Source organism: Cognataquiflexum rubidum (genome assembly GCF_022538115.1).
In the GTDB taxonomy this organism is placed as follows: Bacteria; Bacteroidota; Bacteroidia; order Cytophagales; family Cyclobacteriaceae; genus Cognataquiflexum; species Cognataquiflexum rubidum.
The window spans coordinates 160,233-185,597 of the sequence record NZ_JAKZAL010000002.1 but is presented as its reverse complement, the minus strand read 5'-3'; the positions used below and the strand labels follow the sequence as shown (position 1 = coordinate 185,597).

General features: G+C 44.9%; 22 protein-coding genes. 19 read left to right on the top strand and 3 right to left on the bottom strand.

Annotation, left to right across the window (positions count from 1 at the left end; genetic code table 11):
* The first annotated feature begins 10 nt into the window (after positions 1-10).
* The 4 genes from MMU05_RS03120 to MMU05_RS03105 are packed head-to-tail and all read left to right on the top strand — an operon-like array spanning position 11 to position 2,863.
* Complete coding sequence (locus tag MMU05_RS03120; RefSeq protein ID WP_241140207.1) at positions 11-466, top strand: hypothetical protein; 456 nt, start codon at positions 11-13, stop codon at positions 464-466.
* Entirely contained in the window at positions 463-1,179 is a 717-nt protein-coding gene (locus MMU05_RS03115; protein ID WP_241140206.1) for a hypothetical protein, read from the top strand. Before MMU05_RS03120 ends, MMU05_RS03115 begins: the two co-directional genes overlap by 4 nt.
* Positions 1,176-2,243 (top strand): PCMD domain-containing protein, encoded by a 1,068-nt coding sequence (locus MMU05_RS03110; RefSeq protein ID WP_241140205.1) that lies wholly within the window; start codon positions 1,176-1,178, stop codon positions 2,241-2,243. Before MMU05_RS03115 ends, MMU05_RS03110 begins: the two co-directional genes overlap by 4 nt.
* A gap of 26 nt (positions 2,244-2,269) precedes the next feature.
* Entirely contained in the window at positions 2,270-2,863 is a 594-nt protein-coding gene (locus MMU05_RS03105) for a DUF502 domain-containing protein (protein WP_241140204.1), read from the top strand.
* Positions 2,864-2,869: 6 nt separating this feature from the next.
* Here the strand turns inward: MMU05_RS03105 and MMU05_RS03100 are convergent, their stop codons facing one another.
* On the bottom strand, positions 2,870-3,517 hold the full coding sequence (locus tag MMU05_RS03100; RefSeq protein ID WP_241140203.1) for a TetR/AcrR family transcriptional regulator: 648 nt from the start codon (positions 3,515-3,517) through the stop codon (positions 2,870-2,872).
* Positions 3,518-4,728: 1,211 nt separating this feature from the next.
* Here MMU05_RS03100 and MMU05_RS03095 point away from each other — a divergent pair.
* Genes MMU05_RS03095 through MMU05_RS03060 form a run of 8 tightly spaced genes read left to right on the top strand, consistent with a single transcriptional unit; the run spans position 4,729 to position 12,815 of the window.
* A complete protein-coding gene (locus MMU05_RS03095) occupies positions 4,729-4,986 on the top strand; it encodes an HPr-rel-A system PqqD family peptide chaperone (protein ID WP_241140202.1) in 258 nt (85 codons plus the stop codon).
* Positions 4,973-6,019, top strand: a complete 1,047-nt coding sequence (locus tag MMU05_RS03090; RefSeq protein ID WP_241140201.1) for an ATP-grasp domain-containing protein — start codon at positions 4,973-4,975, stop codon at positions 6,017-6,019. The genes MMU05_RS03095 and MMU05_RS03090 overlap by 14 nt, the downstream gene beginning before the upstream one ends.
* A gap of 21 nt (positions 6,020-6,040) precedes the next feature.
* Complete coding sequence (locus MMU05_RS03085) at positions 6,041-7,399, top strand: alanine racemase (protein ID WP_241140200.1); 1,359 nt, start codon at positions 6,041-6,043, stop codon at positions 7,397-7,399.
* Positions 7,400-7,429: 30 nt separating this feature from the next.
* A complete protein-coding gene (locus MMU05_RS03080; RefSeq protein ID WP_241140199.1) occupies positions 7,430-9,610 on the top strand; it encodes an urea transporter in 2,181 nt (726 codons plus the stop codon).
* Positions 9,592-10,941 carry a tetratricopeptide repeat protein gene (locus MMU05_RS03075; protein ID WP_241140198.1) on the top strand — a complete coding sequence of 450 codons (1,350 nt, stop codon included), beginning with the start codon at positions 9,592-9,594 and terminating at the stop codon, positions 10,939-10,941. Before MMU05_RS03080 ends, MMU05_RS03075 begins: the two co-directional genes overlap by 19 nt.
* Positions 10,929-11,588 carry a tetratricopeptide repeat protein gene (locus MMU05_RS03070; RefSeq protein WP_241140197.1) on the top strand — a complete coding sequence of 220 codons (660 nt, stop codon included), beginning with the start codon at positions 10,929-10,931 and terminating at the stop codon, positions 11,586-11,588. Before MMU05_RS03075 ends, MMU05_RS03070 begins: the two co-directional genes overlap by 13 nt.
* Before the next feature lie 45 nt (positions 11,589-11,633).
* Positions 11,634-12,113, top strand: coding sequence for a hypothetical protein (locus tag MMU05_RS03065; RefSeq protein WP_241140196.1), 480 nt, complete (start codon positions 11,634-11,636; stop codon positions 12,111-12,113).
* 27 nt (positions 12,114-12,140) lie between these two features.
* Positions 12,141-12,815, top strand: coding sequence for a protein-L-isoaspartate(D-aspartate) O-methyltransferase (locus MMU05_RS03060; protein WP_241140195.1), 675 nt, complete (start codon positions 12,141-12,143; stop codon positions 12,813-12,815).
* 233 nt (positions 12,816-13,048) lie between these two features.
* Here the strand turns inward: MMU05_RS03060 and MMU05_RS03055 are convergent, their stop codons facing one another.
* Both MMU05_RS03055 and MMU05_RS03050 read right to left on the bottom strand, forming a co-directional pair.
* Positions 13,049-13,510, bottom strand: coding sequence for a YehS family protein (locus MMU05_RS03055; RefSeq protein ID WP_241140194.1), 462 nt, complete (start codon positions 13,508-13,510; stop codon positions 13,049-13,051).
* Positions 13,511-13,918: 408 nt separating this feature from the next.
* On the bottom strand, positions 13,919-14,956 hold the full coding sequence (locus MMU05_RS03050; protein ID WP_241140193.1) for a serine hydrolase domain-containing protein: 1,038 nt from the start codon (positions 14,954-14,956) through the stop codon (positions 13,919-13,921).
* A 619-nt stretch (positions 14,957-15,575) separates the two neighbouring features.
* On the opposite strand from MMU05_RS03050, the gene MMU05_RS03045 reads away from it, so the two are divergent.
* The 7 genes from MMU05_RS03045 to MMU05_RS03015 all read left to right on the top strand — a co-directional run bounded on the left by MMU05_RS03045 (position 15,576) and on the right by MMU05_RS03015 (position 25,355).
* Positions 15,576-16,079: a CIA30 family protein gene (locus MMU05_RS03045; protein WP_241140192.1), complete on the top strand. Its 504-nt coding sequence runs from the start codon at positions 15,576-15,578 to the stop codon at positions 16,077-16,079.
* A gap of 1,355 nt (positions 16,080-17,434) precedes the next feature.
* The gene (locus tag MMU05_RS03040; RefSeq protein ID WP_241140191.1) at positions 17,435-19,246 is read left to right on the top strand and encodes a 3-keto-disaccharide hydrolase; all 1,812 of its coding nucleotides are present in this window, start codon (positions 17,435-17,437) and stop codon (positions 19,244-19,246) included.
* Between the two features lie 18 nt (positions 19,247-19,264).
* Positions 19,265-21,232, top strand: coding sequence for a c-type cytochrome (locus tag MMU05_RS03035; protein ID WP_241140190.1), 1,968 nt, complete (start codon positions 19,265-19,267; stop codon positions 21,230-21,232).
* 921 nt (positions 21,233-22,153) lie between these two features.
* Positions 22,154-23,134, top strand: a complete 981-nt coding sequence (gene moaA, locus MMU05_RS03030) for a GTP 3',8-cyclase MoaA (RefSeq protein ID WP_241140189.1) — start codon at positions 22,154-22,156, stop codon at positions 23,132-23,134.
* A 9-nt stretch (positions 23,135-23,143) separates the two neighbouring features.
* Positions 23,144-24,325, top strand: a complete 1,182-nt coding sequence (locus tag MMU05_RS03025) for a molybdopterin molybdotransferase MoeA (protein WP_241140188.1) — start codon at positions 23,144-23,146, stop codon at positions 24,323-24,325.
* A gap of 3 nt (positions 24,326-24,328) precedes the next feature.
* Complete coding sequence (locus tag MMU05_RS03020; protein WP_241140187.1) at positions 24,329-25,072, top strand: sulfite exporter TauE/SafE family protein; 744 nt, start codon at positions 24,329-24,331, stop codon at positions 25,070-25,072.
* A 40-nt stretch (positions 25,073-25,112) separates the two neighbouring features.
* Entirely contained in the window at positions 25,113-25,355 is a 243-nt protein-coding gene (locus tag MMU05_RS03015) for a MoaD/ThiS family protein (protein ID WP_241140186.1), read from the top strand.
* Positions 25,356-25,365: the final 10 nt, after the last annotated feature.

Genomic DNA, 25,365 nt, shown 5'->3' with positions numbered 1-25,365 from the left:
AACACACTGTATGACAACTACATCAACTTCACTTTCGGAATTGAAAAAATCAGCTTTCATAGCCGGAGGATTTAACGCCGTTATCAATGGAATCATCAACTGGTTTTCGGTCAAAGACCTGGACAAAGTTTTGGTAAGCGACAACCTCATCTCCTCCACGGAACATACCCTCCTGTCAGGCGCTGTCCCCTTGGCTGTTTCCCTGGCATTTATCCTTAGCGGAGTAGCCTATCTGACCACGAAAATCCCAAACAAACCCTCCTATTTTCCAAAAATATTCTGGCTATCCATGAAACATACTTTCATGGCATTTGGTATAGCGGTCACTTTTGGGGTGATGTGGCAAAGATGGATGGGGTCCATTGAGATTTCTCCAATATTGGCTACTGTCTGTACCGGATTGATTGCAGGGATTGTGGCCGGAATAGTGAATTATTTGACAGTCAAAGAAATCCTAAAAAAATGAAGAATTCTATAACCTTAATTTTAGTTGTGACCCTCATTTTTTGTGGATTACAGAAGGGATATACCCAAACCAATAGCACCCAATCCACAGGGATTCCCATTAAAAAAGGCATGTGGTTTAGCAGCTTAAGTTTGTCTGCTTCCAGTAAACAGGCGGAAAACGAACGGCAGCTTTTTGCCACTTACCTCAATGAGTCAAGAAGCTCGTTTTTAATCAGGCTTGACCCAGGGTATGTGATCAAAGACAACTTGGGAATAGGCCTTGGTTTGCTCTACGGAAGTACCGAAGATATCAGCACCCAACAGGCTAGCGACGGCGTCATTTCAGATGTCAAACTTGCCGAAAGAAGGATGGCATTCCGACCCTATATCAAAAACTTCATCCCATTGGGCACGAGCAACAGGTTTTATATCATCATCCCCACCGAACTCCAAATCGGGTATGGAAGCCAACTGAAAGAAGTCACTGCCAACCAAGTCCTTACCAGAACCCATTCCAATACTATCTATTATGGATTGGAAATGAGACCAGGCATGTTGGTTTTTGTCCACAAGAACTTCGGTTTTGAAGTCAATGTAGGCGCATTCGGAATAAGTAATTCAGTCTCGCGGGGCACGGCTACCAACCTACCTGACTCCAAGGTGGTTAACAATGACCTGAGTTTGAAAATAAATCTATTGGAACTAGCACTCGGATTTTCTATTTACATATGAAACAATTAGAATCTTTCTACGGACTATTCATCGCCATATTGATGATATTAATTTGCAATGCCTGTCTGGATGAGCATCACTTTGGCAAATCCTCCCTGAACCAGATCTTGCACTTTTCTGTGGCGGGCCAGGTTGGAAACACTCAGATAGTATCTGACAGCCTTTTGATCAGGGTGACTGTAGGTTCCCAAGTCAATACAGCCAATCTTTTTGCAGACTCCATCAGGGTAAGTTCTTATGCCAACGTCAATCCAGGAAAAGGTGATTTGGTCGATTTTACCAAACCAACATTTTACGAAGTGACTGCTGAGGATGGCAGCGTGGCCAAGTATCGGGTGATCGTCACCAAAGAAACGGCTACTCCCCAACTTGAAAACTCAGGCTTTGACGATTGGCATACCCCTGCAGGAAAAAATTACCAGGAACCGGGTAAAGATGAAAATACCATTTGGGCTTCAGGCAATGCAGGAGTGGTCACTTTGGGTCAGGCCAATGTGGAGAAAACCGAAATCGCACCGGGTGACTTTGGAGCCAAGCTGATCACAAGGGACTTGGGACCGCTTGCCCAATTGGTAAAACAGGGAATTGCGGCGGGGTCCATGTTTACAGGAAAATTTCAGTTGAATATATCAAACCCCCTTAGTTCGGCAAAGTTTGGAACACCGTTTTCTGCAAGGCCAAAAAGCTTCAGCATCACCTACACGTATGTTCCGGGTTTGGTATATAAAAATGGCCAAGGTCAGGTTTTGGATAAAAAAGACCAGGCAGACATCTATCTTCTTTTGGAAAACAGGAGCGGAGAAACAATAAAAAGGATCGGGACTGCTTGGTTTAGATCCGGAGACAAGGTGGATAACCCCAAGGAAATCACCATTCCCATTATCTACGGCAATTTACCCCAAGGTTCTCCGGAATTTTGGTTTCCTACCAATGGCACTATTGGCAATGCCACAGATGAAATCACACACATCAGTTTTGTCCTGGCCTCAAGTGCCGCCGGAGCCAACTTTGAGGGAGGCGTCAACAGTACTTTGATTGTCAATAATTTCAAGTTGAACTATTAAATTCCAATGGTAAAGCAGAAAAGGTCATGCTAAAAAACAAAACGCAAGAAATTATCAAAACCTTCTGGGTAGGTATATCCTTTATTCTGCCATTCTTTTTTGTTGGTTTTATAATATGGAAAATTGCTGAGCTGATATTCAGCCCTTTGCTTCCGGTAATTGATAAATTAGGAACTTGGCTTGGCGTAACAGATTTTGCAGAAGTATTCGGTGTGATCATTTTGATTGCTTTTATTTTCTTGGTTGGGTTGGCACTTCGTCTCCGAATCCTCAAAAAGTATTTGACCGAATTCGAAAATAAGCTGCTCTTCTACATTCCGGGGTATAAATTTTATCAGGCCTTAGTAACCACCCCATCAGATGCGGAAGACAAAATATTAAAACCTTGTTTGTTGAAGGAGGATGGTCTGCTGAAAGTATGCTTTTTGGTCGAAAAAAATGCGGAATGGGCCACCCTAATGGTACCTGAAGCCCCCACTTTCACTACCGGTGAACTCATGGTAGTTCCTCTTTCCAAGATAACCCCTCTCACTGTCTCCAATTTTAAAATGACAGGCATCATCCGAAACTACGGCGAGGGAATTTTAGACGTCCTCAAAAAAAATGAGCTGAAACTCTGAAATTTTCTAGGCTAAGCTAACCGCTGACATTTGCGCCATGCCTTTTTCAGTCAGGTGTTTTTCAAAAACACGGAAAATCCCTTCCAAATAGATCGGTTTCATGGATTGAAAACTTTTTCTGGAATCATATAAAGAATAGGATACCATCCAGGTGGTAAACAGGTTGACATACTGAAACCGAAAAACTGCAAATTCTTTGGGTTCAAGAATGTTTTTTTCCAACAAACCAATGCTCACCAATGTATTTGCCAAGTTTTCCAACCTGGTTTGACGATTGAGCCAAGTTTTCAGCACCTGTCCCATCATGATTGTTTGGGACTGATGCATCACTGAGAAAAACAGGATTACTGAACGATGTTTGTATTGAATATCCATCACCTCCGAAAAAAAAGACGTCAATTTGCTGAAATCCAATTCAGGACCAAATTGAAATCTGGAAGTCAATTCATTCAATTCATTCTCATACTGTTCGGATAGGCCAACAAACAAATGTTCTTTGGTAGGAAAGTGGTTGGTGATTCCGCCTGAGGTGATTCCTATTTTCTTTGATATCGCACTTAGGGTTAAAAAAATACCTTCTTCATTAAAGATTTTTATTGCCTCATCCAGTATAGATTCTTTTGTTTTTTTCCCTTTGGTAACCTTTCGTCCCATCTTAAGATTTTTCAATGTGGAAGCAAAAATATAACAAATTGCCAACCTTATCCTCAAATCCTTTCATTACAATTTTTTAGTTTTTTTGAGCGGAGTAATTAAGCAAACCCAATTCAGATTCTCGGGGTGGACTGTTCTAATTTAGGAATTTTCGGCTTTTCCGGCAAATAATTTTCAAACAAAAAAAACCTTTTTTTTCAATACAAACCCCTAAAATCCGGATTATAAAAGAAAGAAAAATGAGCATTTTTTAAACGCTGATTTTGACGGTATACCCCGTCCCTGTGGTTTATCATTTCTTTGAGTCCATCAAAGTCCGAATTCAAAGAAAAAAAGAAAAAGTCCCGGCGCTGTCTTGACACATGAAATTTACGGCTTCCGTAAAGTTTGGTACAGACAAGGAAAGCCGTCCCTACAGCCTAGACTTGTTTTAATGGTAAACATCTGCCAATTGAGTCTGACCAATTATTAATGCTGAATTCATAATTCTGAATTAATATTTCTCTGCGCCCTCTGTGAGCTCAGTGGTGAAATTTTAATCTCCATTGCGACCCATTGCGAAATCATAGCGTCCATTGCGGTAAAAGGAAAATTATCTCATGCAGAGGATAAGAATGTTTGTGAAGACACAAACATGGGCAGTTAAAATGTTTGAGGAGGCACGAATATGGGAGGAGGGGCCTTCTGCGTCAATCTGCGATATCCGCCGGAGAAAAGGAAACCTACTATTCTCTGCGCTCCCTGTAAGCCTTGTGGTAAAATCATTATATCCAGCTTCTGGAGAATCAGGTTAACGGAATCGGTTTGCCTTTGGGATCTTTTCTCTGCGCCCTCAGTGCGCTCTGCGCTAAAATCAGTTAATCCCCATTGCGACCCATTGCGATACCTTCGTTTCCATTGCGGTAAAAGAAAAAATACCTCACGCGGAGACGCAGAGAAATAAATCAGGAAGATGTTTGTGGAGACACAAACATTGGCGGTGAGAAAAATGATGTTTGAGGAGGCACGAATATGGGCGGAGGGGCCTTCTGCGTCAATCTGCAATATCCGCCGGAGAAAATGAAACCTACTATTCTCTGCGCCCTCAGTGAGCTCAATGATGAAATTTTTATAATAGATATAATCTATTGGGTGATAAAAGTCATAAAATGCCGGAGATGGTTTTTGTAGCTTTAATAGTTGGGTTAAAGCAAACTTATTGCAAAAATACCATGGTAAAAATCAAGAAAAACATCGCCATCAGTGATTCCGGATTTGTTTTTGATCCTGGTTCGGGAGACTCCTATTCACTGAATCCCAGCGGTTTGGAAATTGTCCAAATGATCAAATTGGGAAAAGACTTTAGCGCAATTTTGGAGGCTGTCACCGAGAAGTATGAGGTGGACAGCGGCAGTTTTGAAAGGTACTATTACGACTTTATAGCCACTTTGGCCCAGCTTCACCTCACCGAACCCGATGGAAAAGATTAAGTTGACCATCGCCCTCTCCGGACTCAACAACATCGACAGCCCGGGTCCCGGGATTCCTGTTGTGAGAGGCTTGAGAGATTCGAAGGAAATCGATGCGAGAATCATCGGCTTGGTTTACGACAACCTCGAGCCAGGTCCCTATATGCACGACTTGGTGGACAAATCCTACAAAGTCCCTTATCCTTCTGATGGAGTAGAGCCATTTTTGGAAAGGATTCGCTACATCCATCAAGTAGAAAAAATCGATGTCCTGATCCCCAATTTTGATTCGGAGCTATTCACTTTTATGAAATCTGAAAAAATCCTGCGGGAAATGGGCATACGCACTTTTCTCCCAACCCTGCAGCAATTCGAAGAAAGACACAAATCCAATCTTCCGGAATACGGCAAAAAGTATGGCGTCAATGTTCCCTACAGCGCCCCGATCACAAGTGTCGAGGACTTTAGGAACATGCAGGACAAGTTTGAGTTCCCCGTCGTAGTCAAAGGAAAATTTTATGATGCCTACATCGCCTATGACATGGATCAGGTGGCGTTGTATTTCAATAAAATTGCTGCCAAATGGGGTCTTCCCATCGTCATCCAGGAATTCGTCCGGGGTACGGAAGTGAACGTGATCGCCTTGGGGGATGGCAAGGGCAATACCATTGGCGCCGTTCCCATGCGGAAAACCTATATCACCGACAAAGGAAAAGCTTGGGGAGGAATCACTTTGGAAGACCCAACCATGATGGACCTCACCTACAAAATCATCTCCCAAACCAAGTGGCGTGGCGGCATGGAACTCGAGCTTATCCGTACCACCAAGAACGAACTCTACATGATAGAAATCAACCCGAGACTTCCGGCTTGGGTTTACCTCGCCGTGGCAGCGGGCCAAAATCTCCCTGAGGCTTTGGTCAAATTGGCCATGGACATTCCTGTCACCCCTTTTACCAAATACGATATCGGCAAAATGTTTATCCGCTACTCATTTGACCTGATTGTTGAATTAAATGAATTTGAAAAGTTGTCCACCAAAGGAGAACTCTGAATCAATAAGACTTAAAAACCCATGACAAAGCTAGCTTTTGAAAGACCGATTATACAGCGGATCAATGCCGGTTTGCCAAGCAAATACGGCATGTCGCACCGCTTGGAACCTCTCAGCCACATCGATGGCACACCGATCAAAGACCTGATCGGGGAGTTTGGTTCTCCGCTATTTGTCCTCTCTGAATCCACAATCCGCAAAACCTACAAGGAAGCCCACCGTGCCTTCAGCAGCCGATACCCCAATGTGCAGTTTGCCTGGTCTTACAAAACCAATTACCTCAATGCCGTCTGCAATGTCTTCCATCAGGAAGGCGCATGGGCGGAGGTGGTCTCTGGATTTGAATATGACAAAGCAATCGCCAACGGTGTTCCGGGTGAACTTATCCTCTTCAATGGTCCGGACAAAAGTACCGAAGACCTCCAAAAAGCCATCCGTAACAATTCCCTGATCCATTTAGACCACTTTGATGAGCTGTATGAAATCATCCACCTCAGCAAGGAAATGACCGAGCGGCCCAAAGTCGCCATCCGTGTCAACATGGACACGGGCATCTATCCCAAATGGGATAGGTTTGGATTCAATTATGAAAACGGCGAGGCTTGGGATGCACTCAACAGGATCATGGCCAACAAAAACCTTGACCTGATGGGACTGCATACCCACATCGGTACCTACATGATGAGTGTCGACGCTTACAGGATTGCCGCAGGCAAATTGGCAGACCTTGCCATCAAACTGGAGCGGAAGCATGGCCATGTTCTCAAATACATCGACATGGGCGGGGGCTTTGCTTCCAAAAACACACTCCGGGGCGCTTACTATCCCGGAACAGATACGGCACCTTCTTTTGATGACTTTGCTGAGGCCATCACCTCCGTCCTCATGAGCTCCGACATCAAGCCCGACCATCTTCCGATGCTGATCCTCGAAACGGGCAGGGCCATGATCGATGATGCAGGCTACCTTGTCGGTACTGTCATCGCCAACAAGAGACTGGCGGACGGAAGAAGGGCCACCATCCTGGATGCAGGGGTAAACCTGCTCTTTACCGCTTTTTGGTATGAGCATGATGTCAGGCCAGTGCAGCCGGTATCCGACCAAACTGAAGACACGACCCTGTACGGTCCATTATGTATGAACATCGATGTCATCCGTGGCAATGTGATGTTTCCCCTTCTAAAAAAAGGTGACCAATATGTGATCAAAAGGGTGGGAGCATACAACAATACCCAATGGATGCAATTCATCACCCTCCGGCCAAATGTGGTCATGCTCGACAGCAAAGGGAATCCCCACCTGATCCGAAAAAGAGAAGTGCTCGAGACCATCAATTCTCAGGAAGTGATGCCCGAGCACCTGAAGCAATTCAAACTCTAAAAGTTTCCTTAAAAAGCCAAATCAGCTTCCATGAAAAAGTTTGAATGGTTAGGTCAGTCCGTATTCAACAGTTATGCGCAGGTATTTTTCTCCAACAACAAATGGTTTGGGATCATCCTGCTATTCATCACTTTCGTGGATGTTTATGTCGGTTTTTTTGGGTTGACAGCGGTCTTGGCGGCTTTGTTGACTGCCTATTTTATCGGACTGTACGAGCCAAACATCCGTCAGGGATATTATGGATTCAATGCCCTCCTTGTCGGAGTGGGACTTGGAATTTACTTTGAGCCCGGAGTCTTACTCTTTGTTCTAGTATTGATAGCAGGGATTTTGACTGTCTTTATTGCTGTGACGATGGAAGGGGTTTTGGGCAAATATGGCCTCCCCTACCTCAGTATCCCTTTTATCCTTGTTTTTTGGATGGTCAGGCTCGCCACGCGGGAGTTTGGGGAATTGGGACTGAGTGAAAGAGGAGTTTATGTCTTGAATGACCTCTATCTCTTAGGCGGGAGATCACTCGTCAATATGTACGAATGGTGGAACCAACTCCCCATGCCGCTTTCCCTCAAAGCCTATTTCCTTTCCCTGGGAGCCATATTTTTCCAGAGCAATGTCTTTGCGGGAGTCTTGGCAGCCTTGGGAACCCTGATCTATTCCCGGATCGCATTTACACTTTCACTTTGGGGATTTTACATCGCCTATGTCTTTTACCTGCTTTTGGGAATTCCTTTCTCCGAAGTTTCATTCAGCTATATCGGATTCAATTACATCCTTACCGCCATTGCCCTCGGGGGATATTTCATCATCCCCAGCCGCAGTTCTTACCTTGGCCTCATTGCCATCATCCCCGTGGTCACGATCTTGGGCATTGCCCTGCAGCAGGTTTTCAACTTGATCTACCTCCCGATCCACTCTTTTCCTTTCAACCTCGCAACTTTGACTTTCCTCTATGCGCTGAAGTTCCGGGTGGACAACAGGATCGGTCTCAGCACGATCTTTTGGCAGCAAAACTCCCCCGAAAAAAACCTTTACAGCTTCAGCAATTTTCATAAAAGGTTTGGGGAAGACAGCCCTGTGCCCATTTACCTTCCCTTCTTTGGCGAATGGACAGTCACCCAAGGACACAACGGCGCCTATACCCACAAAGATGCCTGGCGATATGCATGGGATTTTGAAATCAAGGACGAACAAAACAAGACTTTCAAAGACGAAGGGGATTTCCCTACAGACTATTACTGCTTTGACAAAAACATCCTCGCTCCTGCCGATGGGACCGTGGAAGCTGTGGTCAACGACATTCCCGACAATTCCATTGGGGAAAATAACCTGGAGAAAAACTGGGGAAACACCATCATCATCAAGCACGCGGACTTCCTATACAGCAAACTGAGCCACCTCAAACAGGGTTCCATCCAACACAAACCCGGGGACAAGGTCAAAAAAGGAGAAGTTATCGGGAAGTGCGGCAACTCCGGAAATTCACCCTATCCCCACCTCCACTTTCAGATCCAGACGACCCCCTATATCGGGTCAAAGACGATCGACTACCGGATTACCGATGTTTGGATGAGGGTCAGCAGCGAAGAAAAACTGATGTCCGCCGCCAATCCACCGATGGATGCTGTAGTCAGTTCGCTTATGCCTGAAAATGACCTGAAGAAAGCTTTTTCTTTTGTCGTAGGCAACAAACTCCACTTTGAAACCGTGGATGGAAAGCGGCATGAATGGGAAGTCAAAAGGGACTATAGCCTCAACAAATACCTCGAATGCCAACAGACAGGATCCAAAGCCTACTTCAAATTAGATGAGGCGATGCTTCACTTCACACACTTTGAGGGAGATAGGAAATCCCTCCTCTATGCCTTCTATCTCTCCGCCTTCAAGGTAAGTTTCGGCTTTACAGACGGACTCAAACTAAAGGACCGCTTTCCGGTCCATATGGTTTTCCATATCAACACCATCTTCCTTCAGGATTTTATCGCCCCTTTTTACCAATACCTCAAAGGGGAATTTACCCTGATCTATCCCGAAAAAAACAAAGGCTTTTCCACCAAACCACTTTCTCTCAAAGGCCAGATCCTCAAAAAATCATGGGGAAAAACCTTGGCTGTTTCGGAGTTCGAATTTGTATTGGATGGCGGAGGACTCAAGACATTCAAATTTAAAAACAACAAAAACCAAATTCTGGCAAAATGTATTTACGACAGTTAATGCCCGGAATCATTTTGCTTTTGGTCTGCACTTCTTTGGCTCAGGCCCAACAGCAAAAAAGCCTCTCCCAAGTGGATGCTGATACCTATTCCCTTTTCCAAAAAAAGGAATGGCAAACGCTGATCAAGGAAGGCAATGAAGCGCTTCAGGACGGCATCGACTATTACTACTTGCGGGTGAGGATGGGGATTGCTTATTATGAAACCGGCAATTACCACTTGGCTTCGACACATTTTGAAAAAGCAATCAAAATGAACAGCAGTGAAGAGTACCTTCAGGAATACCTTTTCTATGCTTACCTCTTTGGGGGAAGGTCCGCTGAAGCAAAAGTCGTTGCAGCAGATTTTTCTCCTGCTATGAAACAAAAGATAAAAATCGGTACTGTCAAATTCATCGAAAAACCCGATCTCGCCTACAACTATACAGGCCTTACCGACCAAAATGTGACTGATGGATTTACCGCTTCTCTCAGCCCAGATTTGGAAGGAAGTCAGTTTATCCCAAACCGGCACCACTATTTATTCGCAGGTCTGCAGCATGGATTCAGCCCAAGGCTGACTCTGTATCATGGCTTTTCGGCATTGCAGGTCAGCCACCTTCTCTACAGCCAATCAGCAAGGGAAATCCTGCTCGACAGGGATTATCAATCCAGTCTGTTTCAATACTACGCCGCTGCCAATATCCTTTTGGCAAAAGGCCTCAGCCTGATGGGTGGACTTCATTTCATCAATATCAACTACTCCCTGCCGGTCCAAAGTCAGGTGGGTCAAGGTCCCAATGTGATTACCAGGGAAATAAACCAAACCGACACCGACATGGTATACTTTGGCTCGCTGTACAAGAGATGGTCTTATGTTACACTTGGAGCATCCTATTTTTACGGCACCCTCGCCAATGCACGGCAGGACCAAAAGGACCTCAAACTCATCCTCTATCCCAAGGGAAACCTGAACCTCTACACGGTTTCCGTTTTGTCCCACCAAAGACAGCAAACCGACAGGCAGCCGACAACCAACCGACTTGTCTTTGAACAGCAGATCGGCACCAAGTTCAACAACCACTTATGGCTTGAAGCCTATGGCAGTTTTGGTGAAATGGAAAATTTCCTGCTCAATGACGGCATAGTCGTCTTCAACAGGCTGGACAAAATCAAGCAAAGAATCGGTGCGAGGGCCATTATCCTCCCAAATCCCCGATGGAGCATTACCCTGGATTATACCCTCTTCACCAACCAAAGTGAATTCAACACAGGCGGGTCCGAAGCCGAACCCCTCAACTTAAAGGAATACAACATTCAATCCCTAACCGGCATCTTATCATGGAGATTCTAGCAAAACAACCAAGACCCAAAACCAATTGGATCATTACCACCGAAATCCTGGTTTTGGCATTTCTGATCGGCCTGATCACCGCATTCACTGCGCAGGCACAGGACAAGGTCACCGAGGCATTTCGCGAGAGCTACTCCCTCGAAAAATCCCAAAACTTCAAGGCTGCCATTGACCAATTGATGGCAGTTTATCAGGCGGATTCCTATGAACTCAACCTCAGGTTGGGTTGGCTGCACTACCAAGCTTCCAAGCTTGACCAGGCCACAGGATATTACAACAAGGCAGTGGCCCTGAAACCTTACGCCATCGAACCCAAGCTTGGCTTGGTCCTCCCACTCTCTGTGCAGGGAAAATGGGATGAAATCTTGGATATCTACCGCCAAATCCTACAGACTGATCCCCAAAACAGCCTCGTCAATTACCGCGTAGGATTGATCTACTATAACCGCGGGGAATTTTCCAAGGCTGATCCCCATCTCGAGAAAGTCGTCAATCTCTATCCCTTCGACTATGACGGACTGCTGCTCTTGGCCTGGAACAAATTCAGCTTGCAGAAATCAAGGGAAGCAAAGGTGCTGTTCCAAAAAGTATTGCTGAACAATCCCGGTGACGAATCCGCCTTGGAAGGACTAAAGCTGATCAAATAACAGATCTTACTTCGACATCTATTTTCCATGTAAATGATAGACACTATGACCAAGAGACTTATCATTCTCTCTTTGCTGCCCGCCTTGTTGTGGATCGGGATCCTTTTGTACCTGCAACAGAATAAAAAGAACGAAGTCCCTATACAACTTCAAAAGAGTGAACAAAACTTAGATGGCATGGTATTGATGGACAGGTATTGCTTTGCCTGTCACCATCCCGGAATGGGTGGAGGTCCGTCCGGACGAACAGGTCCGCCGATGTTCAGGGTAAGGGAACATTACTTTAGGGAAGGGATGGGAAGGGAGGAGTTTGTCGAACCCATTATTGCCTATGTGCAGCGTCCCAGTCAGGACAAATCCAAAATGCCCGGAGCCATCCGAAACTTTGGGCTGATGCCGCCGCTGCCCATTGATCAAAAGGACCTGGACAGCATCGTCAATTACATTTATGACCATGACCTTGCATCCGAAGAATGGATTAATGAATGGACTGAATTTAAAAAGCAGGAAAATCCACCTCTCTAAAAGAAACAAATTACCGATATCATTGCCATGAAATACCTGATCTTTCTCTTATTCTTTCTGCTCCCGCAAACAGACCCCTACAAAGCTATGAGAGAACAGATGGTCAAAAACCAGATCGAAGCCAGGGGGATAACCGACCAGGAAATTCTTAGGGCCATGAGAAAAGTACCCCGGCATCTATTGGTTCCCGAAGACCAAAGGGTATATGCCTATGAAGACCGCCCGCTTCCCATCGGTGAGGGACAGACCATTTCTCAGCCATACATTGTCGCTTACATGACGGACCTGATCGCTCCAAAAAAATACATGAAAGTCTTGGAGATTGGGACGGGTTCCGGGTATCAGGCAGCAGTTTTGGCCGAAATGGTAGAGGAAGTCTATACCATTGAGATCGTCGAAAACCTCGGGAAACGTGCAAAAAAGGATTTAGACAACTTAGGCTACACCAATATCAATTTCCGGATCGGAGACGGTTATCAGGGTTGGAAGGAAAACAGTCCCTTTGATGCGATCATCGTCACTGCGGCGGCAGAGAAAGTGCCCCAACCGCTGATCGACCAACTCAAAGAGGGTGGCAAAATGGTCATTCCCGTCGGACCGGAAGGAAAAGTGCAGGACCTACTATTGCTCGAAAAATCCAAAGACCAAATCAAAACCACCAACCTTGGCCCCGTGAGGTTTGTACCCTTTACAAGAAAGTAAAGAGAGCGGATGAATCAGGCAGAATGACCGATGCAAGATGACCGATGTATCAGGCAATTCAATCATTAACCGGAATATCAATTGATTCCCAATACCTTAAAGAGTGGAATAAACGGTTTTTTTGGATCAATATCCCTTAATTACCAATATCAATCAATATCCGTAATCAAAATTAAAAACTTTAAAACAGTCCCTAAACAAATAACCAATTAACCTTTAACCCAATAACCCAATCAATCCGGCCTATACTTCATCTGAATCCCCCTCAAAAAATTCCTTAAAATCTGATCCTTGCAGGGGCGGTATTGGTCTTGGGTTGGTTTGCGGAAAAAGGCACTCAGTTCATGTTTGCTGATATTGATATTCACTTTGGCCAAGATTTCCAGGATCTCATCATCCTTCATGTTAAGGGCGATTTTGAGTTTTTGGAAGATCATGTTATTGGTCAGGGTCTTCTCCGCCACAGGTACATCCCCTTCCCGCTTGCCGCGGCGGTCGATAATCAGGCCATTGAGGAAGTAAGCCAGGTCCTTGTCATAAATTCCCTTATACTCCAGATCTTCTTCCCGCTTCAGCCAATCACTCACCTCAGACCTTGTGACCGTCTTGCCCCCCAACCCAAAAAGCGCGATCATCTTGTCATCACCAAAATCAAAAGTATAGCGCAGGCTGCGGAGGATATCGTTGTTGGTCATTTTTTAAAGGATGAAGGAGGAAGGTTGAAATCTGAATTCGACGGAACGTAAAGATGTCGGATTGGGGTAAGTTTTCCAAATAAGAAGATTAAAGCCGGAAAAGGAAATCTCCCTTTGTGACTCCTTGCCATCCCTTCGTTTCCTTTGCAGTTTAAGAAAATTTATCTCACGCGGAGCCGCAGAGGAAAAGGAAAAATATTGATGGATGATGGATCTTTTCTCTGCGCCCTCAGTGCGCTCAGTGGTAAATTAATTTATTTGACTTTGGGACTCTTCGCGAAAACTTTGGGTCCATTGCGGTAAATGAAAAATAATCTCACGCAGAGCCGCAGAGGAAAAGGAAAAATACTGATGGATGATGGATCTTTTCTCTGCGCCCTCAGTACGCTACGGGGTAAATTAATCCCCTCAATCATAATTTAACCAATCACACGCAGGCTGTGGATCGGGCATACCTAACTTGACCAATTCCCGGACAGGACTGAGACCATTCTGACTGTTGGTGAAGTAAACCACTGCATTTCCGGTTTCTATATTGGCAGTAAAAAAACCCCGAAATGTGAAATTATCTCCCCATTGAAAAATCTGTCTTCCTTCAGTTGTCTCTTGTATTCCCACACCCATACCCCAATAGACTTGCTGCCCTTTGCCTTCCTTCAGATTGACTTGAACTTGGGGAGTAAACATCAATTGCTGGAAACCCGGGCTCATCTTTTTACCCTCCAATAAGGCTTCTAGAAACAAGGCATAGTCATACGCGGTTGTCTGCAGGGAAGCCGCTGCATTGGGATTTTTTACTTTACTTTTCCCCATTTGCTTTCCGTTTTTCTTGAAGGAAAGACTATGGTTAGCATCAAATTCCTCTAAGAAAACAAAACTGCTTCTCTCCATACCCAAAGGTTCAAATACATATTCTTTAGCCAGTTCTTCGAGATTATTTCCCTTCAAGTGTTCAACCACCTTTTGTAGCCAAACAAATCCCTCTCCTGAATATCGAAACCGCTCTCCAGGCTCATATTGAAATTGCAATTTCCCTTTTCTCCAATTTGGCAATCCGCTTGTATGGCTGAGTACCATTTTGGATGTTACAAGTTTGTGCCTTGGGTCATGCGCAATATCCGGATAATCAAAATAAGTATATAAAGGCATATCCAGATCCAAAATCCCTTCAGCTACCATCTGCAGGACAAGGTAGGCAAAGATAGGTTTGCTGAGCGAAGCCGCAGAAAACACCGTCTCCTGGTCCACTGGTTGGTTTTTGTTGTTAGCTCTCCCGATAGCAAAACTTTCTTTCAATTTCCCTTCCTCCAACCAAGAATAAGAAAGCCCTGGAATTTCTTTTTCATCCATAATCTTGGAAATAGAAGAGATGTCCACTTTATCTTGAAAAAACAATACATCAGCAAGCAATCCGGATAGACAAAAGAGGATTGAAAAGTATTTCATAAGGAAAAAGGTTTACATGTAAAAATACTGAAATCCTCTTGCAATACCTTTGAGTCCATTGCGGTAAAATAAAAATGGTCTCACGCAGAGCCGCAGAGAAAAAGGAAAAAAAGAGGTGAATGAATAATTCAGTATAAATAATGTTTGTGGAGACACAAACATTGGCGACGGCGACCGACCACGTAGTGGTCAAATATGGGTAGCCCCGAGTAAGGAAATCAACTCGGGGATATAGACAAACAAGACGATTCAGGTTTTTGGCTGAGAAATCGGAAATAGTGAATTAGAGTTTCCTCCAAAAACAGGAACGTTCAAAATCCTTTGCGTCCATTGCGGTAAAAAATTTATCTCACGCGGAGCCGCAGAGGAAAAGGAAATATATTGAAGGATGATGAATCTTTTCTCTGCGCCCTCAGTGAGCTCTGTGGTAAACTAACTAACCCCTTGGCGTCCATTGCGAAACCTTTGCGTCCATTGCGGTAAATGAAATATTACCACGCTATCCATTTACTAAAATTTCCACTCAAATTTCAAACATTAACCTGCTCAATTCTCTTCTCATGGTATGTGGCAGCCAATGTTATTTTTGTTCCTTTTGTTTTATATAAATCCCCTTTTGATGAAAGATCCCTTGCTGTTTGATTTTGGAGTTGGTAAAAATTTTGGAAGTTGGACCATAGTCAACGACGGTGTCATGGGTGGGCTTTCCCAATCCAAAGCGAGTCTGGATGCGGATGCGTTGCTTTTTGCAGGAAATGTTTCCCTGAAAAACAATGGCGGATTCGTTTCCCTTCGCAGTCCATTGGGTAGCTACGACCTTTCGTCTTACAGGCATTGTGAAATCCGTTTCAAATCAGATACCCAAAGGAAGTTTGAAGTATTGATTGAAAAAGAAACTCCATTTTACCTCCCCAAATTCAGGGTAAAGTTTGCCGCCAAAGGCAAAGATTGGGAAACCGTCACCATTCCGCTTCGGGATTTTGAAGTCAGCAGAATGGGTGCCACCATCCAAAAGGGAATTGACCCGGAGGTCTTAAAAGAAATTCAGCGGATTGGGTTTATTTTGGCTGATAAGCAAGAAGGTACTTTCAATTTGTGGATAGATTACCTTAAGTTCTATTGATTTTTTTCCCTTCAGGCAGGTTCCCTTTGCTCAAAAGAAAAATTATCTCACGTAAAGCCGCAGGGAAAAAGGATTTAAGGATTGATAAGGAAAAAAACAATCTGCGTTTTCTGCGCAGTCTGCGGGAAAATAAATTACTCTTTGCGAAACCTTCGTATCCCTTGCGGTAAAAGAAAAATTACCCCTACCATTTCGGTATTGAAGATTCTTCTGCTTAGAAGATTCATGACCGAAATAAAACCAACGGCATTCATATTCACCTTGGGCTGCGGTGCATTGGAATTCCTGTATGTATTAAGATTGTTTTAGCACCTTTCCCATGGCTTCTATATTTCGCCACTATGTGGCTGCTTGTTTGTAGACCTTCTGCGTCAATCTGCGATATCTGCGGGAGAAAATTAAACCTACTTTTCTTTGTGCCCTCTGTGTCCTCAGTGGTAAATCAAAATACCCCCTACCATTTCGGTAATGAAGATTCTTCTGCTTAGAAGATTCATGACCGAAACAAAACCAACGGCATTCAAATTCACCATGGGCTGCGGTGCATTGGAATTCCTGTATGTATTAAGATTGTTTTAGCACCTTTCCCATGGCTACCAATATTTCGCCACTATGTGGCTGCTTGTTTGTAGACCTTCTGCGTCAATCTGCGATATCTGCGGGAGAAAGTTAAACCTACTTTTCTCTGTGCCCTCTGTGTGCTCAGTGGTAAATCAAAATACCTCCTACCATTTCGGTAATGAAGATTCTTCTGCTTAGAAGATTCATGACCGAAATAAAACCAACGGCATTCATATTCACCATGGGCTGCGGTGCAATGGAATTCCTGTATGTATTAAGATTGTTTTAGCACCTTTCCCATGGCTACCAATATTTCGCCACTATGTGGCTTTTATCTCAAACAATCCAAATATCACTATTGTGGAAACATAAACATCGGCTTAGGTGTCGTCTGGGTAAATCTGCGATATCTGCGGGAGAAAATTTACCTTTTTTCTCTGTGCCCTCTGTGTGCTCAGTGGTAAAGTTAAAGACCCTTGGCGACCATTGCGAAACCTTGGCTATCATTGCGGTAAAAGTGAAATCAAATCCAGCTTCTGGAGAAGCAGGATAGCAGAAACATAAAAATCGGCTTAGATGTCGTCTGCTTAAATCTGCGATATCTGCGGGAGAAAATTTAACCTTTTTTCTCTGTGCTTTCCGGGAGCTCTGTGGTAAAGTTAAAGAACCTTTGCGACCCTTTGCGAAACCTCCGCGTCCATTGCGGTAATTAAACATTCATTTGGAAAAACACCCCATTTGGGACATATTTACTCTTTCAAACTACTTCCATTCCAAACCATTACTTTGAAAAAATGACCAATATTGATTTCAAAAAATATGCAGTCCTCCTAGGCTGTATATTCCTGACTGGATTTTTTGGCAATACTGCCCTTTTTGCCCAGCAGACTGTAATGCTAAAAGACCTCTCAGCTTTCAAACCCAACAGCGGCACCTGGCAGATGGCATCTGAGGTCTCGGGAGATCCGGACCAGGCCAACTTCCTCAAAGCCACTAAAGGCGATGGCATCATCGTCAACCTCCCCACCAAAAAGAACAACGGACAAGATCTTGTCTCTGTCGAAGAATTTGGCGACATCGACCTAGAGCTTGAAGTGATGGTGGCTTCCCATTCCAACTCAGGCGTCTACCTCATGGGCCAATACGAAATCCAGGTCCTTGACAGCTGGACCAAAACCACCGTCAAGCCAGGAGACATGGGTGGCGTCTACGAGCGTTGGGATGACACCAAACCCGATGGGCAAAAAGGATATGAAGGTTACGCTCCAAGGCAGAATGTCTCCCGAGCACCGGGAGTATGGCAGCAGCTGCGAGTTTCCTTCCAGGCTCCAAGGTTCAATGCGCAGGGAGAGAAAATCGAAAATGCAAAGTTCCTTTACATCGAGCTTAACGGTGTATTGATTCACGAAAATCTTGAAATGAGTGGACCTACCAGAGGCTCATTGATGCCAAACGATATCGCCAAAGGACCGCTCCGAATCCAGGGCGACCATGGTGCGGTGGCTTTCCGCAATATCATGATCACGAGATTTGATACAGCGGTACCGACACTCACAGACCTGAAGTACATGACTTACAAAGGATTCTTCAACCAAGAACCTGAGTTTTCCAAATTGGACGCGGCCACTCTAGGCATCATTGCCAATATCCAAGACCCGATTTCAACACCAGCCGGACAAAACCTGACCCGATACATGGGAAATTTAAGTATCCCGGAAAACGGCGAATACAACATCCACATGCTTGTTTCTTCAGGCACTGGACAGCTAAAAATAGACGGAAAGAAAGTTACTGAGATGGGTGAAGAGTACCAAAGGGCAACTGTCACCCTCACCAAAGGAACAGTTCCTGTTGAAATCCTTGTTTCCAAAACCAAAGATTGGTCCGACACAGGACTTGACCTGTATGTCTCCGGACCAGGTCTGCGCGAGATGCCATTGTCAAAAAGTCCGACGAGACAGATATGGGCCACTGACCCGATCCTCGTCGACCAACAGGATGTACCGATGTTGCGAAGTTTTATGGATTTGCCTGACGGCAAAAGAATCACCCATGCCCTGTCGGTATCAAGTCCTCAGCAGGTGCATTATTCCTATGACCTGAGCAAAGGCAACCTATTTCAGGTCTGGAGAGGTGGATTCCTAGATGCCACGCCGATGTGGAATGACCGAGGGAATGGCGCCTCTGTTCCCCTCGGTGCGGTGGTTTTCCTCGGCAATCCTGAAAAGAACCTTCAGGGAATAGAATTCCAGTCAAACAAGCAGAACTTTGATTCCCAAGGATATCAGACCAAAAATGGAGGCGTAGAATTCAGCTATGATTTGCAAGGAATCGCATTCAAAGACTTTATCATCAGCAGAGTAGATGGCAAAGGCCTCGACAGAACACTTTCCGCCACAGGAGGCACCGCCAATAAGCAATATGCCATCGCCGAAGGTGCCGCCATCAAGCTGATCAAAGACGGATTGTATTGGGTAGCAGACAAGGGTTTCTACATTCAGGTAGACCCCAAATCGGCCAACAAGCCGGTAATCCAAAGCAGTGGAGACAAACAGCAGCTCTTGGTATCCCTCAATTCACAAATCCAATACGCCATCTTGTTTTAACTTATTGACAATTAGAATATGAAGACCTTTTATTCAACATATATTACCGTCTTGGCACTTGGACTTTTGGGATTGTTTTCCCGTCCGGCCATGGCACAGGAGTCTCCATTAGAGGAGGATTATTACAAAATCATGAAGGTAAGCAGTCCGGAAGGAACGCTCCTTGAAGTAGGCGGATTGGCTTTGATGCCAAATGGCAACCTTGGGGTGGCGACTAGGCGGGGGGATATTTTCATCGTAGAAAATCCCACAAGCCCAAGACCTTTCTTCCGAAAATTTGCTTCAGGACTCCACGAAATCCTCGGATTGACCTATCAGGACGGTTCATGGATCTGTGCCCAAAGGGGTGAACTCACCAAAGTCACCGACACAGACAAGGACGGCTACGCAGACAAATACGAGACGATCTATGCATGGGACATTTCCGGCCATTACCATGAATATAGCTTTGGACCCAAAGTCAGCAAGGATGGGAATTACTTTGTTTCTGGCAATGTGGCCTTTGGAAATGAAGAATGGTGGAGAGGCGAAAGCCGCGTGCCGTACAGAGGTTGGGTGATGAAAATCACCCCTGACGGCAAAATGGAGCCTTGGGCCACCGGCATGCGCTCCCCTGCCGGACTCGGCATCATAGACGGAGAACTGTTTTACACCGACAATCAAGGAGATTACATGGCTTCGGGTGGATTGTGGCATTTGGAAAAGGGAGATTTCACCGGACACCCTGCAGGCTTGGCCTGGACAGGAATGGCCGGTCCTCCCTTCAAGCTGACCTCTGAACAATTTGACGCAGTAGTCGATCCAAGGAAAATCAAAAACACTTACGGCCGCTATATCAAGCCCGAAAATATAGTCGATGAGGAATTTATCACACTTTTTGAGGCCAAAGAAAAAATCCCATCCATCAAGCTTCCGGCAGTTTGGTTGCCTCATGGCATCCACGGCATCTCGAATTCTGAGCCTTTGCAGATTCCAAAAGGACATTTGGGGCCATTCGAAGGTCAGGTCCTTGTAGGGGATCAGGGTCAGAGCAAGATCATGCGGGTCATGCTGGAGAAAGTCAACGGACAGTACCAAGGTGCATCCATTGACTTTAGAGGAGGATTCCAATCCGGTGTGATGCGGATAGCCTTCGGTGCGGACAAGTCGCTTTTTGTAGGCGAGACCAACAGGGGTTGGGGTTCGGCAGGCGAAGCCAATGAAGGCTTGCAGCGTATGGTTTGGAACAATGAAATCCCTTTTGAAATGAGAACCGTCAAAGCCATGCCTGATGGATTTGAGATAGAATTCACCAAGCCAATCAATATCAATTCTGCAGAGGACTTGGCTTCCTATGCCGTTCAGAGCTTTACCTACAAATACCATCCGGTCTACGGCAGTCCTCCTGTGAATATTCAGGAAAATGTTATCTCAGGAGTTAAGGTATCGGCTGACCGCATGAAAGTAAGGATCGTAGTCGATGGCTTGAGGAGGTACCACATCCATAAAATATCCTTGGATGGCCTCAGGGACAGTTTCGAATCCCATTCTTTGGTACATGGTACGGCGTATTATACACTGAACAATATTCCCGAAGGGGCAAAGTTGACCGTGGATGAACTCATTCAGTACAACTCCGTAGCCGAAAAAGCAAAACAGGAAGCCGAAGCAGCGAAAAAAGCCGCTACTTCTCCGAAGAAAGCCCCGGTTGCAGTTGCTGTACAACCCGTGGCTGCCGCCAATGAAGTCCCTTCACTCGAAGTTATCAATGCACTGCTCGCCAAGAACACCTGTACTGCTTGTCATAACGCTACCAAGCGACAAGTCGGTCCTGCCTATGCAGAAATCGCCAAAAGGAAATATTCCAATGAGAAAATCGTGGACTTGATCTACAATCCAAAACCTGAGAATTGGCCGGATTATGCCACACCGATGGCCGCAATGCCACAGGTTCCAAGGGATGAAGCTTTGAAGATTGCTGCTTGGATTAATTCTTTGGCGAAATAAAACTTCAACTTAGGTTGAATTCGGAGTGAATAGATATTGATTGATATTGGATATTGATTGATATTGTGTGTGAATCAAACCTTAATTTGAAAATCAATCATTATACCCCAAACATAAACCTGATTTGGTTTTTGTTTGGGGTTTTTTGTTCATGTTTCGGTTATAATTGTTCTAGTGGATGTCATTGTTGTCATTGTTGTCTGCTTTGGAATTATCGGGTTTTAGAGTCCGCCAACCTGAGGCACGAAAGGTCTCTTGGTTAATGGTTCTAATTGTTCTAGTTGTTGAAACGGTTGTCTGCTTCGCGTTTTGGGGTTCTAGCATCATGATCGGATGAAAAAAGAAAATTAAGACTTTAAAAAACCTCCCCTTGTCATTTCGAACGTAGAGAGAAATCTTTTTAAAAGAATCAAAACTTGCGATTAAGTAGACCTCTCCTTCGTCCCTGCCTGCGGTAGGCAGGGAGGTGACAAGGTAAAGTGCCTGCTTCTTCAACCCTTAATTGTAACTTAATCATTATCTAAATAAAGTTCCAAAACTTTGGTTTCTTCAAGAATAAAGATAAACTCACCTTGTCATTTCGAACGTAGAGAGAAATCTTTAATTTAATTGAACAAATAGACCCCTCCTTCGTCCCTGCCTGCGGTAGGCAGGGAGGTGACAAGGATAAGTTTTCTCCAATTTCATAGTTGTGAGTGATATTTAACTTTTCGCGGATAAAACAAAAACAATTGATTGATCACTGGTATCTCGGCTCTCGCCTCTAGTCTCTCTCTTCTTGATACTTGATACTTACTTCTCCTTTCTTTACATCCGTCATCGGACATCTGACATCCTACCCTTTACAAAATTCCCCTTTTAATTCTTAATCTTTCTTGGCAAATTTGATCTTGATACAATTGGGAAATTTACCCGCTTCAAATGCTCATTGACCAACATAACAGGATCCACAATTACCTCCGGATATCGCTGACAGATAGCTGCAACTTCCGTTGTGCCTACTGCATGCCCAATGAGGAAATTGAGTGCCTGCCCAATTCCAAACTCATGTCCACCGGAGAGATTGAGCAGATTGCCAAGACTTTTGTGGACCTCGGAGTTAAGAAAATCAGGTTGACCGGTGGCGAACCTTTGGTCAGAAAGGAGTTTCCCGACATTGTGCAGCGGTTGTCAAAGTTACTGGTCGAACTTACGCTGACCACCAACGGGGTTTTGATTCACAAGCATCTCCAACTTTTGAAAGACGCAGGCATCCGTTCCCTCAATGTCAGTCTTGACACCCTGAATCCGGAGACATTTTTCAAACTCACCAAAAGAAACCAATTCCAACAGGTTTGGGACAATATTCTCCTGCTCCTTGACCATGGCTTTCGGGTCAAAATCAATGCAGTGGCACTGAATGGCATCATCGAGGAGGAACTGCTTGACTTTGTCAAAATCACTGAAAAACTTCCGCTTCATGTCCGATTCATAGAGTTTATGCCTTTTTCGGGCAACCATTGGAAAAGTGAAAAGGTCATCACTGCAAAGCAGATGCTCGGGATGGTCCAAGCTGAAATGGATGTGGTCAAACTTCAGGATCAGGTCCATGATACCGCCAAAAAATATAAAGTGGTCGGCAATGAAGGTACTTTTGCATTCATCACGACGATGAGCGAGCACTTCTGTGGGGACTGCAACAGGATGCGGATCACAGCTGACGGCAAGATGAAAAATTGCCTTTTTGGCAAAGAGGAAATGGACCTGCTCGGCACTCTGCGCAAAGGTGAAGACATCCTTCCTTTGATCCACCTATCCATCTATAGAAAACACGCCATGCTCGGGGGACAGTTTTCACCTGATTACCTCAAAGCCGAAGCAGATAAAATCGAAAACCGCAGCATGATCAAAATCGGCGGTTAGCCAACCCATATGATTTCAGTTAGCGAAGCAAAAAAAACACTTCAGGATAACCTCATTTCAGGCAAGACTATTTTGCTCGACATGGATAAAGCTTCCGGGTTGGTCCTTTCCAAGGATATTTTCTCCCCCATCGATATTCCTTTTTTCAATAATTCTGCCATGGATGGTTATGCCATTTGCTGGCAAAAAGACAATAACCTAAGAAGGCTTTTAAGCCAATCCAAGAGCAAAGCCGGAGACATGCAGGAGTTGGTTTTGGGAGAAAATGAAGCCATCCGGATCTTTACAGGTGCGCCTGTTCCCTCAGGCGCAGACACAATCATTCCTCAAGAGTATGTCAAAATAGAAGAAGGACAGCTGATTTTTGATTCAGAAAAGTTCCGAAAGGGAGCCAACTTCCGTGGCAAGGGAGCCCAAAACAAAGCCGGCGACCTGATCGCCAAGAAAGGCAGTTCAATCAGTCCCGGGATGATCGGTTTGCTTGCTTCTGTAGGGATCAGCCAGGTTCCCGTCCATGCAGCTCCGACTGTCGGGATCATCCTGACGGGCGATGAACTCGAAGAAGCAGGGAATCCTTTGGGTTTTGGAAAAGTCTATGATGCCAATGGTCCGGTGATGAAGTCTTACCTGCAAAATCTTGGAGTGAAAGAAATCCAGATCGGGAAGGCGATAGATGAACCGGAGAAATTGCAGGAGAAAATCAACGAATACCTCGACAACTACGATATCCTGATTCTTTCCGGAGGTATTTCTGTGGGAGATTATGACTACGTCAAAGAAGGATTGCGGCAAGCTGGAGTGCAGGAACTTTTCTACAAAGTGAAGCAAAAGCCCGGAAAACCACTTTTTGTCGGGCAGAAGAAAAACCAATGGATTTTTGCCTTGCCGGGAAATCCCGCCTCTACCCTCACCTGCTTCAACCAATATGTCAAACCCTGCATCGAAGCTTGGATGGGAAGGACAGAAGTTTGGAATCCAACCGGTTCATATCCTTTGGCTAATAAATTTGAAAAGAATGGCGCACTCACCTTTTTCCTGAAGGCCAAACTGGAAAACGGTGAAGTCACCGTACTCCCCGGTCAGGAATCCTTTAATTTGATCTCTTATGGCACTGCCAATTGCATCGCGGAGATCGGTGAGGAAGTGGATTTTTTGGAAGCAGGTACCAAAGTCAATATCTACGAATGGTAAAATATGACTGAAGGACTAAATGAATTCTTCCTCTATCTGATGCTGCCTTTGGTGGCTTTTTTGTACGCCTCTGTGGGTCATGGTGGTGCAAGCAGCTATTTGATGGTGTTGGCTTTGTTGAATTTCGCCCCGGAACAAATCCGTCCCACAGCGCTGATCATGAACATGTTTGTGTCTTTGATGGCGTTCTTTTCCTTTAGAAAGGCAAGCACTTTTCCCACGCAGCTGTTTATTTCGTTGACCTTATTCTCCATTCCTGCAGCATATCTTGGGGGCAGTATTCTGGTGGATACAGTCCTGTATAAAAGGATCTTGGGCATTTTGCTTTTCTTTCCCATTCTCCGATTTATGAATGTTTTTCCGGTATCTGACCGTCCTGCCATGGAAAGGCAGTGGTGGATGGGACCTGTATTGGGATTGCTGATCGGATTCTTTTCCGGACTGATCGGCATCGGGGGCGGGATCATCCTATCGCCGATATTGCTGATGTTGGGTTGGACCAATATGAAAGAAACCGCCGCCGTCAGTGCGCTGTTCATCTTTTTCAACTCCGTATCGGGGTTTCTTGGTGCAGACGGGTTTCAGGTGGATATCGACCGGCAACTTTGGATCGTCATGCCGTTGACGATCGCAGGAGGAGCTTTGGGCGCGTATCTCGGTGCAAAGAAATTCAATCCCGTCATGATCAAATACCTCTTGACTGTTGTTCTCTTTATTGCAGCGGTGAAGCTGATCTGGTCTGGGTGAAAGTCAAATTATTCCAATTCTAATGCCTAACTTCGAACCTATGACACTTACAAGTATCCACATAATAGCCTTCGGTATGATTGCCGAAAAGATAAAAACCAAAGAGTTGGTGTTGGAATACATGCCGGACACAGAGGTTTTATTAGGCTATCTCTACCAACAATACCCCGACCTTCAGCATACCAAGTTTAGCCTTGCAATCAATAAAAAAATGGCAGTCGGAAAGACAGCCATTCCTGTAGGTGCTGAAGTTGCCTTGCTACCTCCTTTTTCCGGAGGTTAATAAAAAGATG

What these genes read in the sequence shown, in the direction of transcription:
- MMU05_RS03050 (WP_241140193.1), bottom strand. Translation starts at nt 14,956, where the DNA reads ATGAAATACTTTTCAATCCTCTTTTGTCTATCCGGATTGCTTGCTGAT.
- MMU05_RS03015 (WP_241140186.1), top strand. Translation starts at nt 25,113, where the DNA reads ATGACACTTACAAGTATCCACATAATAGCCTTCGGTATGATTGCCGAA.
- moaA (WP_241140189.1), top strand. Translation starts at nt 22,154, where the DNA reads ATGCTCATTGACCAACATAACAGGATCCACAATTACCTCCGGATATCG.
- MMU05_RS03115 (WP_241140206.1), top strand. Translation starts at nt 463, where the DNA reads ATGAAGAATTCTATAACCTTAATTTTAGTTGTGACCCTCATTTTTTGT.
- MMU05_RS03040 (WP_241140191.1), top strand. Translation starts at nt 17,435, where the DNA reads ATGACCAATATTGATTTCAAAAAATATGCAGTCCTCCTAGGCTGTATA.
- MMU05_RS03110 (WP_241140205.1), top strand. Translation starts at nt 1,176, where the DNA reads ATGAAACAATTAGAATCTTTCTACGGACTATTCATCGCCATATTGATG.
- MMU05_RS03105 (WP_241140204.1), top strand. Translation starts at nt 2,270, where the DNA reads ATGCTAAAAAACAAAACGCAAGAAATTATCAAAACCTTCTGGGTAGGT.
- MMU05_RS03085 (WP_241140200.1), top strand. Translation starts at nt 6,041, where the DNA reads ATGACAAAGCTAGCTTTTGAAAGACCGATTATACAGCGGATCAATGCC.
- MMU05_RS03095 (WP_241140202.1), top strand. Translation starts at nt 4,729, where the DNA reads ATGGTAAAAATCAAGAAAAACATCGCCATCAGTGATTCCGGATTTGTT.
- MMU05_RS03025 (WP_241140188.1), top strand. Translation starts at nt 23,144, where the DNA reads ATGATTTCAGTTAGCGAAGCAAAAAAAACACTTCAGGATAACCTCATT.
- MMU05_RS03090 (WP_241140201.1), top strand. Translation starts at nt 4,973, where the DNA reads ATGGAAAAGATTAAGTTGACCATCGCCCTCTCCGGACTCAACAACATC.
- MMU05_RS03120 (WP_241140207.1), top strand. Translation starts at nt 11, where the DNA reads ATGACAACTACATCAACTTCACTTTCGGAATTGAAAAAATCAGCTTTC.
- MMU05_RS03070 (WP_241140197.1), top strand. Translation starts at nt 10,929, where the DNA reads ATGGAGATTCTAGCAAAACAACCAAGACCCAAAACCAATTGGATCATT.
- MMU05_RS03060 (WP_241140195.1), top strand. Translation starts at nt 12,141, where the DNA reads ATGAAATACCTGATCTTTCTCTTATTCTTTCTGCTCCCGCAAACAGAC.
- MMU05_RS03035 (WP_241140190.1), top strand. Translation starts at nt 19,265, where the DNA reads ATGAAGACCTTTTATTCAACATATATTACCGTCTTGGCACTTGGACTT.
- MMU05_RS03055 (WP_241140194.1), bottom strand. Translation starts at nt 13,510, where the DNA reads ATGACCAACAACGATATCCTCCGCAGCCTGCGCTATACTTTTGATTTT.
- MMU05_RS03080 (WP_241140199.1), top strand. Translation starts at nt 7,430, where the DNA reads ATGAAAAAGTTTGAATGGTTAGGTCAGTCCGTATTCAACAGTTATGCG.
- MMU05_RS03020 (WP_241140187.1), top strand. Translation starts at nt 24,329, where the DNA reads ATGACTGAAGGACTAAATGAATTCTTCCTCTATCTGATGCTGCCTTTG.
- MMU05_RS03065 (WP_241140196.1), top strand. Translation starts at nt 11,634, where the DNA reads ATGACCAAGAGACTTATCATTCTCTCTTTGCTGCCCGCCTTGTTGTGG.
- MMU05_RS03045 (WP_241140192.1), top strand. Translation starts at nt 15,576, where the DNA reads ATGAAAGATCCCTTGCTGTTTGATTTTGGAGTTGGTAAAAATTTTGGA.
- MMU05_RS03100 (WP_241140203.1), bottom strand. Translation starts at nt 3,517, where the DNA reads ATGGGACGAAAGGTTACCAAAGGGAAAAAAACAAAAGAATCTATACTG.
- MMU05_RS03075 (WP_241140198.1), top strand. Translation starts at nt 9,592, where the DNA reads ATGTATTTACGACAGTTAATGCCCGGAATCATTTTGCTTTTGGTCTGC.